General features: G+C 67.1%; 13 protein-coding genes. 8 read left to right on the forward strand and 5 right to left on the reverse strand.

The window, feature by feature from the left end; translation table 11 throughout:
• Positions 1–132: 132 nt before the first annotated feature.
• The gene (locus FLL57_RS06820) at positions 133–1,362 is read left to right on the forward strand and encodes an NAD(P)/FAD-dependent oxidoreductase (RefSeq protein ID WP_142882477.1); all 1,230 of its coding nucleotides are present in this window, start codon (positions 133–135) and stop codon (positions 1,360–1,362) included.
• A gap of 236 nt (positions 1,363–1,598) precedes the next feature.
• On the opposite strand, the gene FLL57_RS06825 is transcribed toward FLL57_RS06820, so the two are convergent.
• Both FLL57_RS06825 and FLL57_RS06830 read right to left on the reverse strand, forming a co-directional pair.
• Positions 1,599–3,416 (reverse strand): ABC-F family ATP-binding cassette domain-containing protein, encoded by a 1,818-nt coding sequence (locus tag FLL57_RS06825; protein ID WP_142882478.1) that lies wholly within the window; start codon positions 3,414–3,416, stop codon positions 1,599–1,601.
• Positions 3,417–3,426: 10 nt separating this feature from the next.
• Positions 3,427–3,903 (reverse strand): YaiI/YqxD family protein, encoded by a 477-nt coding sequence (locus FLL57_RS06830; protein WP_142882479.1) that lies wholly within the window; start codon positions 3,901–3,903, stop codon positions 3,427–3,429.
• A gap of 102 nt (positions 3,904–4,005) precedes the next feature.
• On the opposite strand from FLL57_RS06830, the gene FLL57_RS06835 reads away from it, so the two are divergent.
• Complete coding sequence (locus FLL57_RS06835; protein WP_142882480.1) at positions 4,006–4,806, forward strand: hypothetical protein; 801 nt, start codon at positions 4,006–4,008, stop codon at positions 4,804–4,806.
• Positions 4,807–5,001: 195 nt separating this feature from the next.
• Positions 5,002–6,216 carry an ABC transporter substrate-binding protein gene (locus FLL57_RS06840; RefSeq protein ID WP_142882481.1) on the forward strand — a complete coding sequence of 405 codons (1,215 nt, stop codon included), beginning with the start codon at positions 5,002–5,004 and terminating at the stop codon, positions 6,214–6,216.
• A gap of 172 nt (positions 6,217–6,388) precedes the next feature.
• On the opposite strand, the gene FLL57_RS06845 is transcribed toward FLL57_RS06840, so the two are convergent.
• Positions 6,389–8,764: a xanthine dehydrogenase family protein molybdopterin-binding subunit gene (locus tag FLL57_RS06845; protein WP_142882482.1), complete on the reverse strand. Its 2,376-nt coding sequence runs from the start codon at positions 8,762–8,764 to the stop codon at positions 6,389–6,391.
• 240 nt (positions 8,765–9,004) lie between these two features.
• Here FLL57_RS06845 and FLL57_RS06850 point away from each other — a divergent pair, with 240 nt between their 5' ends.
• Positions 9,005–10,072, forward strand: coding sequence for a Ppx/GppA phosphatase family protein (locus FLL57_RS06850; protein WP_142882483.1), 1,068 nt, complete (start codon positions 9,005–9,007; stop codon positions 10,070–10,072).
• Between the two features lie 29 nt (positions 10,073–10,101).
• Here FLL57_RS06850 and FLL57_RS06855 read toward each other — a convergent pair whose 3' ends face one another.
• Positions 10,102–10,677 (reverse strand): hypothetical protein, encoded by a 576-nt coding sequence (locus tag FLL57_RS06855; RefSeq protein WP_142882484.1) that lies wholly within the window; start codon positions 10,675–10,677, stop codon positions 10,102–10,104.
• A 195-nt stretch (positions 10,678–10,872) separates the two neighbouring features.
• Here FLL57_RS06855 and FLL57_RS06860 point away from each other — a divergent pair, with 195 nt between their 5' ends.
• Together FLL57_RS06860 and FLL57_RS23290 are read left to right on the forward strand one after the other, a co-directional pair.
• Complete coding sequence (locus FLL57_RS06860) at positions 10,873–11,586, forward strand: RlmE family RNA methyltransferase (protein WP_142882485.1); 714 nt, start codon at positions 10,873–10,875, stop codon at positions 11,584–11,586.
• Between the two features lie 160 nt (positions 11,587–11,746).
• On the forward strand, positions 11,747–11,923 hold the full coding sequence (locus FLL57_RS23290; RefSeq protein ID WP_185966195.1) for a hypothetical protein: 177 nt from the start codon (positions 11,747–11,749) through the stop codon (positions 11,921–11,923).
• Positions 11,924–11,959: 36 nt separating this feature from the next.
• On the opposite strand, the gene FLL57_RS06865 is transcribed toward FLL57_RS23290, so the two are convergent.
• The gene (locus FLL57_RS06865) at positions 11,960–13,432 is read right to left on the reverse strand and encodes an MFS transporter (RefSeq protein WP_142882486.1); all 1,473 of its coding nucleotides are present in this window, start codon (positions 13,430–13,432) and stop codon (positions 11,960–11,962) included.
• A 190-nt stretch (positions 13,433–13,622) separates the two neighbouring features.
• On the opposite strand from FLL57_RS06865, the gene FLL57_RS06870 reads away from it, so the two are divergent.
• Positions 13,623–13,871 carry a hypothetical protein gene (locus FLL57_RS06870; RefSeq protein WP_013503008.1) on the forward strand — a complete coding sequence of 83 codons (249 nt, stop codon included), beginning with the start codon at positions 13,623–13,625 and terminating at the stop codon, positions 13,869–13,871.
• A 363-nt stretch (positions 13,872–14,234) separates the two neighbouring features.
• Positions 14,235–15,731, forward strand: a complete 1,497-nt coding sequence (guaB, locus tag FLL57_RS06875; RefSeq protein WP_142882487.1) for an IMP dehydrogenase — start codon at positions 14,235–14,237, stop codon at positions 15,729–15,731.
• Positions 15,732–15,932 lie beyond the last annotated feature (201 nt).

Genomic DNA, 15,932 nt, shown 5'->3' on the forward strand with positions numbered 1-15,932 from the left:
CGGAACGACGTGGTTGGGGTGAAGCCTCTCCACGAGTCATTCCGGGGCACGCCGAAGGCGTGAACCCGGAATCTCTGCGCCTGTCCGGGTTGGTGTATAAGCGCCGGATGATTTCCACCGGACCCAGCCGTCGTGGCTGACATCATCGACATCGACGCCGCCGTGATCGGCGCCGGCCCGGCCGGGCTGATGGCGGCCGAGCAATTGGCGCAGGCGGGCGCGCGCGTCACCGTGTTCGACGGCATGGGCGCGCCGGCGCGGAAGTTTCTGCTGGCCGGGCGCGGCGGCCTCAATCTGACGCACAGCGAAGCGATGCCGGACTTCCTGACGCGCTACGGCGCGGCGCAGGCGTGGCTGACCCCGGCGATCGAGGCGTTCGGGCCGCAGCAACTGCGTGCCTGGGCCGACGAGCTCGGACAGCCCACCTTCGTCGGCTCCAGCGGCCGGGTGTTTCCGGTCGCGATGAAGGCCTCGCCGCTGCTGCGCGCCTGGCTACGTCGGCTCGATGCGTTGGGCGTGCAGCTTCGCCTGAGGCATCGCTGGACCGGCTGGGACGGCGACGGACGGCTGTCGTTCGACACGCCGGAAGGCCCGCGACGCTTTGCGGCGGGGGCAACGGTACTGGCGCTCGGCGGCGCGAGCTGGCCGCGGCTCGGCTCGGATGGGAGCTGGAGCGATCTGCTCGCCGCGGAGGGCATCACGATCGCACCGCTCCAGCCGGCGAATTGCGGCTTCGTCGCGCAGTGGTCCGCGCTATTCGCGGACAAGTATCAGGGCGCGCCGCTGAAGAATGTGGCGCTGTCGTTCGGCACACGCACCGTGCGCGGCGAGGCGGTGATCACGCGCGACGGCATCGAAGGCGGTGCGATCTACGCGATTTCAGCGGCTCTGCGTGATGCGGTCCTGGCGGAGGGCGAAGCGAGGTTGTCGATCGCGCTGCGCCCTGATCTCCCAGCGGGTGATCTCGCCGCGCGATTGGCGAAGCCGAAGGGTAAGCAGTCGCTGTCGACGTATTTGCGCAAGGCCGCGGGGCTGTCGCAGGCGGGCATCGGCCTGCTGCAGGAGGCCGCGCATGGATCGGGCGTTGCGCTTGCGACCCTGTCCGCCGATCGCCTCGCCGCGCTGATCAACGCCGTGCCGGTGCGTCTGGTCGGCACCGCGCCGATCGCCAGGGCGATCTCGACCGCCGGCGGCATCGCGTGGGGCGAGATCGATGCGGACTACATGCTGCGCAAACTGCCCGGCGTGTTCGCCGCCGGCGAAATGCTCGACTGGGAAGCGCCGACCGGCGGCTATCTGCTCACCGCCTGCTTTGCGACGGGGTGGGCGGCTGGGCAGGGCGCGGCGAAATATCTGGGGTGATAACGCGAACGGCGGCGCGGTGGTTCGCGGGCGAACAGGTCGTCTCGTCATTGCGAGCCAAGCGAACCAATCCAACTCAGTGCTCGGGGTGGATGTTTCGTCGCTTCACTCCTCGCGATGACGGGAGTTTGTCGTCATTCCGGGGCGCCGCGCAGCGGCGAACCCGGAATCTCTCTTGGTGACAACATCGAGGTTCCGGGTTCGCGCTTCGCGCACCCCGGAACGACGAGGTGATGCTACGCGCTTTCGATCTCTTCGCGCAGCATTTCCAGTTCGAGCCAGCGGTGCTCTGCCGCCTGATGCTCGTCGTGGGCCTTGGCCATCGCGGCGGAGATCTTGTCGAATTTGGCGCGGTCCTTGGCGTAGAGCTGCGGATCGTCGAGTTGCTTCTGCAGGTTCGCGATCTCGGCTTCCAGCTTGGCGATGGTCTTGGGCAGCGTTTCCAGCGCGTGCTTTTCGTTGAAGCTGAGCTTGCGCTTCGGCGCCGGCGCCGCGGCGGGCGAGGGCGCGGCCTTTGCAGCGGCCGGCTCGGGCGCCGCGGCCTTGGCCGGCTGCCGCGTCAGATCGGCGCCGCGCTGCGCCAGCATGTCGGAATAGCCGCCGGCATATTCGATCCATTTGCCGTCGCCGTCCGGCGCGATCACCGAGGTGACGACGCGGTCGAGGAAGTCGCGGTCGTGGCTGATCAGGATCACGGTGCCGTCGTAATCGCCGAGCATCTCCTCGAGCACGTCGAGGGTTTCGAGGTCGAGGTCGTTGGTCGGCTCGTCGAGCACCAACAGGTTCGACGGTTTCGCCAGCGAGCGCGCCAGCATCAGCCGGCCGCGCTCACCGCCCGACAGCGCCTCCAGCGGCGTGCGCGCCTGCTCCTGGGTGAACAGGAAGTCCTTCATGTAGCCGATGACGTGGCGCGGTTTGCCGCCGACCATCACCTGGTCGCCGCGGCCGCCGGTCAGCGCGTCGGACAACGTCGTTTTCGGGTCGAGGCTGTCGCGGCTCTGGTCGAGCGTGGCGATTTCGAGATTGGTGCCGAGCCGGATGCTGCCGCTGTCGGGCGCGATCGCGCCGGTCAGCAGGCTGATCAGCGTGGTCTTGCCGGCGCCGTTCGGGCCGACGATGCCGATGCGGTCGCCGCGATTGATCCGGATCGAGAAACCGTCGACGATCGGGCGGTCGCCCCACGCCTTGCTGATCGCCTTGGCCTCGATCACCAGCTTGCCGGATTTGTCGGCTTCGGCCGCGGCGAGCGACGCAGCACCCGTGGGCCCGCGATAGTCGCGGCGCTGGGCGCGCAGTTCGTGCAGGCCGGCGAGCCGCTTGACGTTGCGCTTGCGGCGGCCGGAGACGCCGTAGCGCAGCCAGTGCTCCTCCATCACGATCTTGCGGTCGAGCTTGTGCTGATCCCGCTCTTCCTCGGCCAGCACGTCGTCGCGCCAGCTTTCGAATTGCGAGAAGCCGCGGTCGATCTGGCGGATCACGCCGCGGTCGAGCCAGGCGGTGGCGCGCGACAGATTGCTGAGGAAGCGGCGATCGTGGCTGATCATCACGATCGCGCTTCTGCGCTGGGCGAGGTCGTTTTCCAGCCATTCGATCGTGGTCAGGTCGAGATGGTTGGTCGGTTCGTCGAGCAGCAGGATGTCGGGATCGGGCGCCAGAATCCGCGCCAGCGCCGCGCGCCGGGCCTCGCCGCCGGACAGATGGGCGGGGTCCTCGTCGCCGTGCAGGCCGAGTTGTTCCAGCAAGTACGCGGCCTGATAGTGTTCGTCGCCCGGCGCGAGGCCGGCCTCGACGTAAGCCAGCGTGGTGGCGAAGCCGGCGAAGTCCGGCTCCTGCGGCAGATAGCGCACGGTGGCGCCGGGCTGCACGAAGCGACTGCCGCGATCGGGCTCGATCAGCCCGGCGACGATCTTCAAAAGCGTCGATTTGCCGGAGCCGTTGCGGCCGATCAGGCACAGCCGGTCGCCGGCCGAGACGGCGAGTTCGACGCCGTCGAACAGCGCGGCGCCGCCGAAGGTCAGCGCGATGTCTTTCAGTTGAATCAGCGGCGGGGCCATGGTCGGTCCATCAGGTCGGGGCGGCGCGGCGGCGTGCGATCCGGCGGATCGCGCTGTCGAGCGCCGAAAGAAAGGTGGAGCGGTCGCGCGGCGAGAACGCGCGCGGGCCGCCGGTGATCTCGCCGGTCGAGCGCAGATCGGTCATCAGATTGCGCACCGCCAGCGTCATGCCGATCGACTGTTCGGAGAACGGCTTGCCGTTCGGTGCCAGCACCTCGGCGCCGGCCTTGACGCAGCGGCTCGCCAGCGGAACGTCGGCGGTGACCACGATATCGCCCGGTTTGACCCGCTCCGCAATCCAGTCGTCGGCCGCGTCCATCCCGGAACCGGCGGCGACGCGCTCAATCAGCGGATGCTGCGGCACCCGGATGAAGCCGCCCGCCACCACCGTCACCGGAACATGGTGACGCTCGGCCACTTTGTACACCTCGTCCTTCACCGGACAGGCGTCGGCGTCGACATAGATGCGGGTGAGGGCGTCGGTCATCGGGCGGTGTGCGGTCCTTCGGCGTCGGCCTTGCGTTGCCGGCGCAGTGGCGTAGCATCGCCGGCAACGATCGCCAACAAGATCGGGCAACCGGGAGACACCATGGCCGCACCGCTTGCGCCCTGGCGCGTCAGCGCCTTCAACACCGCCAAACAATCCGAAAACAAGATGCACGACGACACCGTGGCCCGCCGCTTCGGCTTTTCCGGCGGCCTGGTGCCCGGGGTCGAGGTGATGGCCTACATGATGCATCTGCCCGTCGCGCGCTGGGGCCGCGACTTTTTGGAGCGTGGGCTGATCGAGGCGCGGTTCGTGAGGCCGGTGTACGACGGCGAGACCGCCACGGTGACGGGCGAGGAGCAGGGCGAGGCTGTGACGCTCGCCGTCGAAAGCCGCGGCGAGCTGTGCGCCACCGGCACGGCATCGCTGCCGGCGCGGGCGCCGGCAGTCGATCTGTCCGCCTATCCGGAGACAGCAGCGGCGGCGAACCGGCCGCCGGTGGATACGTCGTCGTTTCCGCTCGGGCAATGGCTCGGCACCGCGCCGGTGAGCTGGGGCGGGGCGAAGCTGCGCGACTATCTCGACGAGATCCGCGAAACCGACCCGATCTATCAGGCAACCGATCTGATCCATCCCGGCACGCTGCAGCGGATCATGAACCGCGTGCTGGTCGACAATGTCGTGCTCGGGCCGTGGATTCACGTTGGCTCGAAGATGCAGTTGCTCGCCGCCGCGCGCGGTGACGACGTGCTCGCCGCGCGGGCCAGGGTGGTGGCGAACTACGACAAGAAGGGCCACCGCTTCGCCGAGTTCGACGCGCTGATCGTCGCGAACGGCGATCGGCCGGTGGCGCACTGTCATCACGTCGCGATCTTCGCACCGCGGCAGCAGGCGGCCGCATAGCAGGCACTTATTCCGCAAGACGGATGGCGAGCGACGTCATGCGACGTTCTGCCCCTCTCGCCTTGCGGGCGAGCGCAGCCAGAATGCTTGCCGACGATCACAGCAACCAGGAGGGCGGGGGCACATCAATTCATGCGCGGGAGCCGGCGATACGGCCGAACTGATAACAAATCAAAAAATCATTCCGGAGGAAACATGACACTCGTTCAACGGACGGCAGCGCTGCTGCTCGCCGCGCCGCTGCTGCTGGGCGCGCCCGCGTTCGCGCAGCAACAGGCGCCGCTCAAGATCGGCCTGCTCGGCGATTTCCAGTCGGTGTATTCCGACATCGGCGGCCAGGGCAACGTCGAAGCCGCCAAGATGGCGATCGAGGAGATGGGCGGCACGATGTTCGGCAAGCCGATCGAGTTCGTCTCGGCGGACGTGCAGAACAAGCCCGACATCGCCGCGTCGCTGGCGCGCAAATGGTACGAGAACGAAAACGTCGACATGATCGTCGATCTGCCGACCTCGGCCACCGCGCTCGCCGCGATGGAGATGAGCAAGAAGTTCGAGAAGATCATGATCGTCACCGACGCGGCGTCGTCGGACATCACCGGCAAATCGTGCTCGCCCTACACCGCGCACTGGACCTACGACACCTATTCGAACGCCCACACCGTCGGTTCGGCGATCGTCAAGAACGGCGGCGACACCTGGTTCTTCATCACCGCCGACTATCTGTTCGGACACTCGATCGAACGCGACACCGGCGAGGTGGTGAAGGCGGCCGGCGGCAAGATCCTCGGCAGCGCGCGGCATCCCTTGAACAACGCCGATTTCTCGTCGTTCCTGCTGCAGGCGCAATCGTCGAAGGCCAAGATCATCGGCATGGCCAATGGCGGCGGCGACACCATCAACACCATCAAGCAGGCTGCGGAATTCGGCATCGTCACCGGCGGCCAGAAGCTCGCCGGCATCGTGATGTTCATCTCCGACATTCACAGCCTGGGGCTGAAGATGGCCAACGGCCTGATCATCACCGAGGCTTACTACTGGGATCTCAACGACCGCACCCGCGCGTTCGGCAAGAAGTACTTCGAGCGGATGAAGCGGATGCCGACCATGAACCAGGCCGCGACCTACAGCGCCACGCTGCACTACCTCAAGGCGGTGAAAGCAGCCGGCACCAAGGACACCAAGACGGTGCTGGCGAAGATGCGCGAGATGCCGGTGCGCGACGCCTTCACCGACAACGGCTTCCTGCGCGAGGACGGCCGCATGGTGCACTCGATGTTCCTGTTCGAGGTCAAGAAGCCCGAGGAGTCGAAAGCGCCTTGGGACTACTACAAAGTCCTCGCCGAAGTCCCCGGCGACCAGGCCTTCCGCCCGCTGAAGGACGGCGGCTGCCCGCTGGTGAAGGGGCAGTAAGGCGAAGCCCGGGACCACGAAGAGCACCGTCATCCCTCGCGCATGCGGGGGATCCAGTATCCCAGGGCGAGGATGGTGAATCAGGGCGGATGCGGCTTGCGCTGCTCACCAGAATCTCGAGCGCTCTGGGATACTGGGTCGCCCGGACGAGCCGGGCGATGACGGGGGTGGACTACGCCGCCGTCTTCGCCTTCGCGTCATGGATCGCGCGCCACACCTTCTCGGGCGTCAGCGGCATGTCGAGGGTCGTCACACCGTAATCCTTCAGCGCGTCGAGCGCGGCGTTGACGATGGTGGCGAGCGAGCCGGCGCAGCCGGCTTCGCCGCAGCCCTTGGTGCCGAGCGGGTTGGTCTTGGCCGGCACCGGGTGATCGCCGACCGTCATCGGCGGGATGTCCTCGGCGCGTGGCAGCGCGTAGTCCTGCAGCGAGCCGGTGATCGGTTGGCCGTCGGCGTTGTACGAGACCTTCTCCATCAGCGCCTGGCCGATGCCTTGGGCGACGCCGCCATGGAGCTGACCGGCGACGATCATCGGATTGACCACGGTGCCGAAATCGTTGACCGCGGTGTAGCGCACCACGCGGGTGACCCCGGTGTCCGGATCGATCTCGACCTCGGCGACGTGGCAGCCGTTGGGGAAGGCGGAGGGGACGCCGTCGGTGGTGTGATCGACGTCGAGCGAGGCGGGCACGCCGTCCGGCAGCTCGGCGCCGCGCAGCCGCTGCGCCAGGTCCATGATGCCGATGCTGCGGTCGGTGCCGGCGACGGTGAAGCGGCCACCTTCGAACTCGATGTCGGCTTCGGCGGTCTCCAGCAGATGCGCCGCGGCGCTCTTGCCCTTGGCGATCACCTTCTGCGACGCCTCGACGATCGCCATGCCGCTGGCGGTTATCGAGCGCGATCCGCCGGTGCCGTTGCCGGTGTGGACGATATCGCTGTCGCCCTGTTCGAGCCGGATGCGTTCGAACGGCACGCCGAGAAACGCGCTGAGCACCTGGGCGAACGGCGTCGCATGACCCTGGCCGTAGTCGAGCGTGCCGGTGATCAGTCGCACCGTGCCGCCTTCTTCGAACACGATCTTGCCGAGTTCGGGGTTCGGCGGGGCCGTGACTTCCAGATACGAGCCGACCGCGATGCCGCGGAGCTTGCCCGCCTTGCGCGCGTCTTTCTTGCGTCTGGCGAAGCCGTCATAGTCCGACAGTTCCAGCGCCTGTGTGAACACGCCGGCGAAATCGCCGCTGTCGTAGGTGACGCCGGAGCAGGCGGTGAACGGCATCTGCGTCGGCTTGATGAAGTTGCGCTTGCGCAAAGTGAGGCGGTCGATCCCCATCTCGTCGGCGGCGCGATCGATCAGCCGCTCCAGGAAGTAATTGGCTTCGGGCCGGCCGGCGCCGCGATAGGCGCCCATCAGCGTGACGTTGGTGACGACGCATTTGATATCGACGCTGAGCAGCGGCGTCCGGTACACGCTGCCGATGTTCTTGCCGGTGTTGAGCGACAGCGGCAGCGGCGCGACGCCGGTGATCTGGGCGCCGAGATTGCCGGTGCCGGACAGCCGGATCGCGAGAAAACGGCCGCCGGCATCCAGCGCCAGTTCGGCGCGAATCTGTTGGCCGCGGCCCTGGCTGTCGGACAGGAAGCTGGTCGAGCGCTCGTCGGTCCATTTCACCGGGCGGCCGAGCGCCTTGGCGGCGTGCAGGATGCAGATGTACTCCGGATAGGAGATATTTTTCATTCCAAACGAGCCGCCGACCTGGCCGGTCAGCACCCGCACCTTGTCGGCCGGCACGCCGAGCAATTTGGCGAGCGTGTTGCGGTTGCCGGAAACGCCCTGGGTCGGCACCTGGATGGTGTAGCGGCCGTTCTGCTGATCGTAGGAGGCGAGCCCGACCCGCGGCTCCATCGGCACCGCGGCGACGCGGGTGTTCTCGATGTCCAGCGTGGTGACATGCGCGGCGGCGGCGAAGGCGGCGTGCACGGCTGCGGTGTCGCCGAAGTGATAGTCGAGCGCGACGTTGTTCTCGATGTGATCGTAGAGCTGCGGCGCGCCGGGCTGCATCGCGGCGTCCGCGTCGGTGACGGCCGGCAGCGGCTCGATGTCGAGTTCGACCGCTTCGGCGGCATCGCGCGCCTGTGCCAGCGTCTTGGCGACCACGCACGCGACCGGATCGCCGACGAAGCGCACCTTGTCGGTGGCCAGCGCGCCGTGATGGGTCTGCTTCAGCGGGGTGCCGTCGCGGCTCTTCAGCGGCAGGCCGGAGCTGAACGGCGCGTAGCCGGCCGCAGTGAGGTCGGCGCCGGTGTAGATCGCGCAGACACCCGGCAGCGCCTTGGCGGCCTCGGTGCCGATGCCGCGGATGATGCCGTGCGGGTGCGGGCTGCGCACCATCACGGCGTAGAACTGGCCCGGCAGGTTGCAGTCGTCGGTGTAGCGGCCCTTGCCGCGCAGCAGTGTTTCGTCCTCTTTGCGCCGGACCGGCTGGCCGACGCCGAATTTGTGCAGCGCGAGAGACGTGTCGAGCGACGCGTTGGCGGGGCGGTCCTGCATGAGGCTGAGTTCCGGCTTGAGAGGCGTGCGGGACGTGAAAAAGCCGCGTGAGGCGGCGTTTTTGCGCGGGGAATGTCAGTGCTGATAGTCCAAACGGATAACGCAGCCGCCGGCACGCCACAACGCACGAAACCGCATGCTTCGCCCGCAGGTGGGTTGCGCCGGGGCGGTGCGCTGCTAAACTTTCCGTGAATGATGATTTCGACGCCGGCCGTGCACGGCCGCGGAAAGACGAGTTTGATGGACGATGAAACGCGGCTTCGCCCGGGCTCGCTGCCGGGGGAGGAACCGCACGCGATCGTTGCGATCGCCGAGGAGGAGCACATCAGCGCGCCGCACGGCGACGGCGTTTACGCCGCGCTCGATCTCGGCACCAATAACTGCCGGCTGCTGATCGCGCGGCCGGCGGGCGACGGCTTTCGCGTGGTCGACTCGTTCTCGCGGATCATCCGGCTCGGCGAGGGCGTCGCCACCACCGGCCGGATCAGCGAGGCGGCGATCGGACGCGCAATCTCGGCTCTGGCGGTGTGCCGCGACAAGATCGACGCCCGCAAGGCCAAGCGGCAGCGCCTGATCGCCACCGAGGCCTGCCGCGCCGCCAGCAATGCCGACGAGTTTTGTGACAGGGTGGCGCAGGCCACCGGCATCCGTCTGGAGATCATCGATCGCGAGACCGAGGCGCGGCTCGCCGCGACCGGCTGCTCGCCGCTGCTCGATCCGAACGGACGCGGCGCGATCCTGTTCGATATCGGCGGCGGTTCCAGCGAGTTGGTGCGGATTGCACGTGATCCGGAGCGGCCGGACGTGCCGCCGCGAATTCAGGCGTGGATGTCGGTGCCGCTCGGCGTGGTGACGCTGGCCGAGGCGTTCGGCGGTAAGGTGGTGACGCCGGAGACCTACACGTCGATGGTCGCCGAGGTCGCCAAGCACGTCGCGCCGTTCGCCGCGCAGCACGGCGGCGATCTCGGCCGGATGCACCTGCTCGGCACCTCCGGCACGGTGACGACGCTGGCCGGGCTGTATCTCGACCTGATCCGCTACGACCGGCGGCGGGTCGACGGCATCTGGATGAGTGACGCCGAACTCAGCGCCACGGTCGATAAGCTGCGCAGCATGAGTTATCACGACCGTGCCCATAACCAGTGCATCGGTAACGAACGCGCCGATCTGGTGCTCGCCGGCTGCGCCATCCTCGATGCGGTCCGCGCGGCGTTTCCGCTGCCGCGGCTGCGTGTCGCCGATCGCGGTTTGCGCGAGGGCATGCTGGTCGAAATGATGCGCGAAGACGGCGTGCTCGGTCCGGTGTGATCGCACGACCGCGGCCGAGTAGCGGCGGCTCAGGCGGTGGTCAGCGCGTCGGCGATCAGCGACAGCGACACCAGCGCCAGCCAGAGCGAGGCGATCCGCTGCGTCAGCCGAAAACGATGATCGCCGCCGGCGCCGATCTGCGTCATGGTGCCGGCAAAGCCCCACAGAAGCGCCACCGCGCCGACCATCAGACAGAACATCATCAGATGGGCGGCGAAGTCGACCTCGTGCGGAGCCGGCAACAGCACCAGGCCGAAGATCAGCGCCTTCGGGTTTAGTAACGTTGTCAGATAGACCCGGCGCGCCGAAACCGCCCCGGTCGCGCCGGACGGATTCAGGTGCCACAGCCGCACCGCCAGCAGCATCACCCACGCAGCCGCGGCGACCTTCACGATCAGAGCTGCGGCCGGCAGCGCCGCCATCAGGTCGGCACCGAGATAGGCGATCGGCAGGATCGCCGTCAGATAGCCGAGCAGTTCCGCCGGCAGCAGCCGCGCGACGCGTCCGAGCCCGCCCTTTGCGCCGGCGAGGCCGATCAGGGTGTTGGTCGGGCCCGGAGCGAGCAGCAGCGCCAAAACGGCGGAAGTGAACGCGACAAACGACATGATCCCACCCTGTTGGACCACCGGGAGGTATTCTATGCAGCGGTCGATGTCTTGATCTTGATCAGCCGGCAAGGCCCCAAACCAGCGCGGCATCGTCGCAGGCCGATTCCGGGGGCCGTCGGGCGCCGGTTCCGTACTGGTTTTTCCGCGCCCGTCTGCTAAGCAGCGGCCTTATCCCTCGATCGCAAGCGAATCATGGCCAAGGACACCACCGGACGAATGCGCGTCACCGTCAAGAGCGGCGGGCGGATGAAGCTGTCGTCCAAGCTGTGGCTGGAGCGCCAGCTCAACGATCCTTACGTGGCGCAGGCCAAGCGCGACGGCTACCGCTCGCGCGCGGCCTACAAGCTGACCGAGATCGACGACAAGTTCCGGCTGCTCAAGCCCGGCATGGCGGTGGTCGACCTCGGCGCCGCGCCCGGCGGCTGGAGTCAGGTTGCGGCCAAGAAAGTCGGCGCCGCCGAGGGACGCGGCAAGGTGGTGGCGATCGATCTGCTGGAAATGGGCGAGGTGCCCGGCGTCACCTTCGCGCAGCTCGATTTTCTCGATCCCTCGGCGCCGGACCGGCTGCGCGACATGCTCGGCGGTGGCGCCGATCTGGTGATGAGCGACATGGCCGCCAACACCACCGGCCATCGCAAGACCGACCAGCTCCGCATCGTCGGCCTGGTCGAGACCGCGGCGATGTTCGCGGCCGAAGTGTTGAAGCCGGGCGGGGCGTTTCTCGCCAAGGTGTTCCAGAGCGGCGCCGATGCGGCGCTGATGGCCGAGCTGAAGCGCGACTATGCGGCGGTCAAGCACGTCAAGCCGGCGGCAAGCCGCAAGGACTCGTCCGAGCGCTATTTGCTGGCGACCGGATTTCGCGGCGGGGCGGCGCGTGATGTCGCGGCGGACGGCGAACCGGCGTGACGCCGTCTGTTTGGCGTCTCGTCTTGCGAGACTGCAACTTAGTCGCGGTTTAGATCGGCGAATTCATCTGGTTAATTGTTGGTAAAGGTAGCTTTCTACAGAGCGCTTCCCCGTCATTCCCATAGGCTTGTCGACATCCATCGGGCGAATCGGGGGACCAATGGAGATTCCTACGCCGATGTGCAGGGCCTGCGGCGTCGATCGGGAGCTGATCGAGATCGAGCACGCCAATGCGACGTTCGATGTGCCGCATTATCGCTGCCCGATCTGCAACGACGTGCTCCGCCTGGCGATCCGTCACGGCAACGGACCGGAACAGGATGAACAGTTCGGCTGAGGTCGCGGCAGGCGGAAGAGGGCGGTTCCGGTTCGATCACAGCCGCTGATCGCGCGCGTCCTGGGTCTCCTCCGACGCAGCCTTGGTGGCTGCCGAGGCGACACCCTTCTTGCTGGCGATCGCGATCGCCTTGCGGCCCGAGATCTCGTGGCCGGCGTCGTCCGGCATCTGCCAGAAGAAATACGCCGACAGCGCCGCCAGCACGGCCACCACGACGAAGGCCGGACTGAAGTCGGCCGCGCTCAGTTCGGTGACCTGGCGCAGCGCCATCGTGGTTTCCACCGAGAACGCGCCGATCGCGACGCCGGCGGAGATCGAGAGCTGCTGGCCGACGCTGACCAGCGTGGTCGCCCGGCTCATCTGCGCCTGCTCGACCTCCGCATAGGCCACGGTGTTGATGGCGGTGAATTGCAGCGAGCGGAAGAAGCCGCCGACTACCAGGATGATCATGATCAGCAGCAGCGGCGTGCCCGGGGTGAACAGCGCGCAGGCGGCGAGAAACACCGAACTGACCACGGCGTTCACCGTCATGATGTTGCGGAAGCCGAAGGTGCGGATGATCCGCGCCGCCAGCGTCTTCATGCCGATCGCACCGACCGCGGAGGCGAAGGTGACGAGACCGGAGTGAAACGGCGACAGGCCGAACCCGATCTGCATCAACAACGGCAGTAGGAACGGCAGCGCGCCGATGCCGAGCCTGAACAGAAAGCCGCCGACGATCGAGGCCCGAAGCGTCGTCAGGCGCAGCAGCGAAAAGTCCAATACCGGCGAGGCGACGCGGCGCGCGTGAAACACGTACAGCGTCATCGCGATCGCGCCGACGCCGATCAGACCGATCACGATCCACCACGGCAGCAGATTGAGGCCGGCGACCGACAGCCCGAAGGCGATACCTGCGACGCCGATCCCGGCCAGCACCAGCCCCCACAGGTCGAATTTCTCCAGCCGGTCGATGCGGATCGGGTCGATGTAGCGCAGGGCCATGGCGATCCCGATCAGCCCGATCGGGATGTTGATCAGGAAGATCCAGTGCCAGGAGAAATACGTGGTGATGAAGCCGCCGAGCGGCGGGCCGATCACCGGGCCGATCAGCGCCGGGACCGTCACCCAGGCCATCGCCCCGACCAGCGCGCTCTTGTCGATCGAGCGCAATAGCACCAGTCGGCCGACCGGAGTCATCATTGCGCCGCCTATGCCCTGGATAATTCGGGCGACGACGAAATCGGTGATCGAGCCCGACAGCGCGCAACCGATCGAGCCGACCATGAACACCGCGATCGCGATCGAGAACACGGTGCGGGCGCCGAACCGGTCGGCGGTCCAGCCGGAAGCCGGAATGAACACCGCCAGCGACAGCAGATACGAGGTGATCGCCAGCTTCAGCGTCAGCGGCGAGGTGCCGATATCGGCGGCGATCGCCGGCAGCGACGTCGCGATCACGGTGGCGTCCATGTTCTCCATGAACAGCGCCGCAGCCACGATCAGCGGGATGACTCGTTCTTTGTTCATGCGAGATTTCGGACAACAAGAGGGCGCTCGGGCTGTAGCATCGTGCCGCGGCCCCCGCTATTGCGGAGCTTGCGCGGTTACCTAAATCCTCCGTGACCGGCACGCTTTCCTCAAGGCGGAAATCGCTTTCGAGTGTGCTGCCGGTGATGCTGAGCGGCGCCTCGATTGGTTCCGCGACGGAGATTGGCCGATGATCTATCTGCTCGCCGCATTCCTGCCGCCGCTCGGCCTGCTGTTCAACGGCCAGCCGCTGTCGGCGGTGTTCAACCTCGTGCTGCTTGTGGTGTGCATCGTGCTCGGGCTGATCTTTCAGCCGCTGCTCGTGATCCCGTCGCTGCACGCGCTGATCGCGGTGCGGATGGAGCGCGAAAAACGCATGCACCGCGAGGTTGTCGAGGCGATCCGTGAACACGGACCGCCGCCGGGCTATCGGCGCTGAGGGACGGTTCGCGAGGGTTCGCTCGCGCAATAGATCGGGATCTCGCCCGGAAATCGTCTCGGGAATCCTCGTCGTTCTGGTGATCTGCGAGACGGCTATCGTTGATGATGCCGGCGATGCCGTCAGCGAAATCTCTGAAAACACGATGATTTCCGGCTCATTGGCGGCCGAGTGAGGAATGCCTGGGGAGCGGAGCGGGGCTGTCGTGCTTGCCTCTTTGATTCGTCATATCCCCATGCTATCGACCACCGCCAACCCTACCGACGGGCTCGATTCGACGGTGCCGCACCCAGCGGCGCCGAACGTGCCTCCCGTCCCCGCAAAATCGAGCGCGGCCTTCGGCGCCGCTGAACGGAGTTGGCCATGGCGTCAGTGAGCGCATCCCCGCAATTTATCGAAGCTCTCACCTTCGACGACGTGCTGCTGAAGCCGGGCCTGTCGGACGTGCTGCCGTCTGAGGTCGACATCCGCTCGCGCATCACCCGCGCGATCCCGCTCAACATCCCGATCATCGCCTCGGCAATGGACACCGTCACCGAAGCCCGGATGGCGATCGCGATGGCGCAGGCCGGCGGCCTCGGCGTGATCCACCGCAATTTCGATCCCGAGGGCCAGGCCGCGCAGGTCCGCCAGGTCAAGAAGTTCGAGTCCGGCATGGTGGTCAACCCGCTGACCATCAGCCCCGACGCCAAGCTGGCCGACGCGCTGGCACTGATGAATCAGTACGGCTTCTCCGGCATTCCGGTGGTCACCGGCGGCCACGGCCACGGCCCCGGTAAGCTGGTCGGCATTCTCACCAACCGCGACGTTCGCTTCGCCACAGATCCGGCGCAGAAAGTGTCGGAACTCATGACGCATGAGAACCTCGTCACCGTGCGCGAGGGCGTCAGCCAGGACGAAGCCAAGAAATTGCTGCATCAGCACCGCATCGAGAAGCTGCTGGTGGTCGACGAGCAGTATCGCTGCGTCGGCCTGATCACCGTCAAGGACATGGAGAAGGCGGTCGCGCATCCGCTCGCCAGCAAGGACGCGCAGGGCCGGCTCCGCGTCGCCGCGGCGACCACGGTCGGCGAGGGCGGATTCGAGCGCACCGAGCGGCTGATCGAAGCCGGCGTCGACGTCGTGGTGGTCGACACCGCGCACGGCCATTCGGCGCGCGTGCTCGAAACAGTGACGCGGATCAAGCGGATCTCCAACGAAGTACAGGTGATCGCCGGCAACATCGCCACCCGCGACGGTGCCCAGGCGCTGATCGATTCCGGCGCCGACGCCGTCAAGGTCGGCATCGGTCCGGGCTCGATCTGCACCACGCGGATCGTCGCCGGCGTCGGTGTGCCGCAGCTCACCGCCATCATGGATGCGGTCGAGGCCTGCAAGAAGGCCGACGTGCCGGTGATCGCCGACGGCGGCATCAAGTATTCGGGCGATCTCGCCAAGGCGCTCGCCGCCGGCGCCGACATCGCGATGGTCGGTTCCTTGCTCGCCGGCACCGACGAGACCCCGGGCGAAGTGTTCCTGTGGCAGGGCCGCTCCTACAAGGCGTATCGCGGCATGGGCTCGGTCGGCGCGATGGCGCGCGGCTCGGCCGATCGTTACTTCCAGCAGGACATCAAGGACACGCTGAAACTGGTGCCGGAAGGCATCGAGGGCCAGGTGCCGTACAAGGGCCCGGTCGGCAACGTCGTGCACCAGCTCGCCGGCGGCCTGCGCGCGGCGATGGGCTATGTCGGCGCCAAGGACCTCGGCGAATTCCACACCAAGGCGCAGTTCGTCCGCATCACCGGCGCCGGCCTGCGCGAAAGCCACGTCCACGACGTCACCATCACCCGCGAAAGCCCGAACTATCCGGGCGGTGTGTGAGGCGACTGACTTAAGTAACAACCTCTCCACAGTCATTCCGGGGCGCGCGTGAAACGCGCGAACCCGGAATCTTGAGATTGTTGCAGTCTCTGCGGTGCCCCGAACTGCGAGATTCCGGGTTCGCGCTTCGCGCGCCCCGGAATGACGAGCGGCAGGCTGTCTGCGCAGCCTGCCGCAGTTGGCGAATGCTGTGGGGTCGCC

This window comes from Rhodopseudomonas palustris (assembly GCF_007005445.1).
Taxonomy (GTDB): Bacteria; Pseudomonadota; Alphaproteobacteria; order Rhizobiales; family Xanthobacteraceae; genus Rhodopseudomonas; species Rhodopseudomonas palustris_G.

What these genes read in the sequence shown, in the direction of transcription:
- FLL57_RS06825 (WP_142882478.1), bottom strand. Translation starts at nt 3,416, where the DNA reads ATGGCCCCGCCGCTGATTCAACTGAAAGACATCGCGCTGACCTTCGGC.
- FLL57_RS06840 (WP_142882481.1), top strand. Translation starts at nt 5,002, where the DNA reads ATGACACTCGTTCAACGGACGGCAGCGCTGCTGCTCGCCGCGCCGCTG.
- FLL57_RS06845 (WP_142882482.1), bottom strand. Translation starts at nt 8,764, where the DNA reads ATGCAGGACCGCCCCGCCAACGCGTCGCTCGACACGTCTCTCGCGCTG.
- FLL57_RS06835 (WP_142882480.1), top strand. Translation starts at nt 4,006, where the DNA reads ATGGCCGCACCGCTTGCGCCCTGGCGCGTCAGCGCCTTCAACACCGCC.
- FLL57_RS06830 (WP_142882479.1), bottom strand. Translation starts at nt 3,903, where the DNA reads ATGACCGACGCCCTCACCCGCATCTATGTCGACGCCGACGCCTGTCCG.
- guaB (WP_142882487.1), top strand. Translation starts at nt 14,235, where the DNA reads ATGGCGTCAGTGAGCGCATCCCCGCAATTTATCGAAGCTCTCACCTTC.
- FLL57_RS06855 (WP_142882484.1), bottom strand. Translation starts at nt 10,677, where the DNA reads ATGTCGTTTGTCGCGTTCACTTCCGCCGTTTTGGCGCTGCTGCTCGCT.
- FLL57_RS06870 (WP_013503008.1), top strand. Translation starts at nt 13,623, where the DNA reads ATGATCTATCTGCTCGCCGCATTCCTGCCGCCGCTCGGCCTGCTGTTC.
- FLL57_RS06850 (WP_142882483.1), top strand. Translation starts at nt 9,005, where the DNA reads ATGGACGATGAAACGCGGCTTCGCCCGGGCTCGCTGCCGGGGGAGGAA.
- FLL57_RS06865 (WP_142882486.1), bottom strand. Translation starts at nt 13,432, where the DNA reads ATGAACAAAGAACGAGTCATCCCGCTGATCGTGGCTGCGGCGCTGTTC.
- FLL57_RS23290 (WP_185966195.1), top strand. Translation starts at nt 11,747, where the DNA reads ATGGAGATTCCTACGCCGATGTGCAGGGCCTGCGGCGTCGATCGGGAG.
- FLL57_RS06860 (WP_142882485.1), top strand. Translation starts at nt 10,873, where the DNA reads ATGGCCAAGGACACCACCGGACGAATGCGCGTCACCGTCAAGAGCGGC.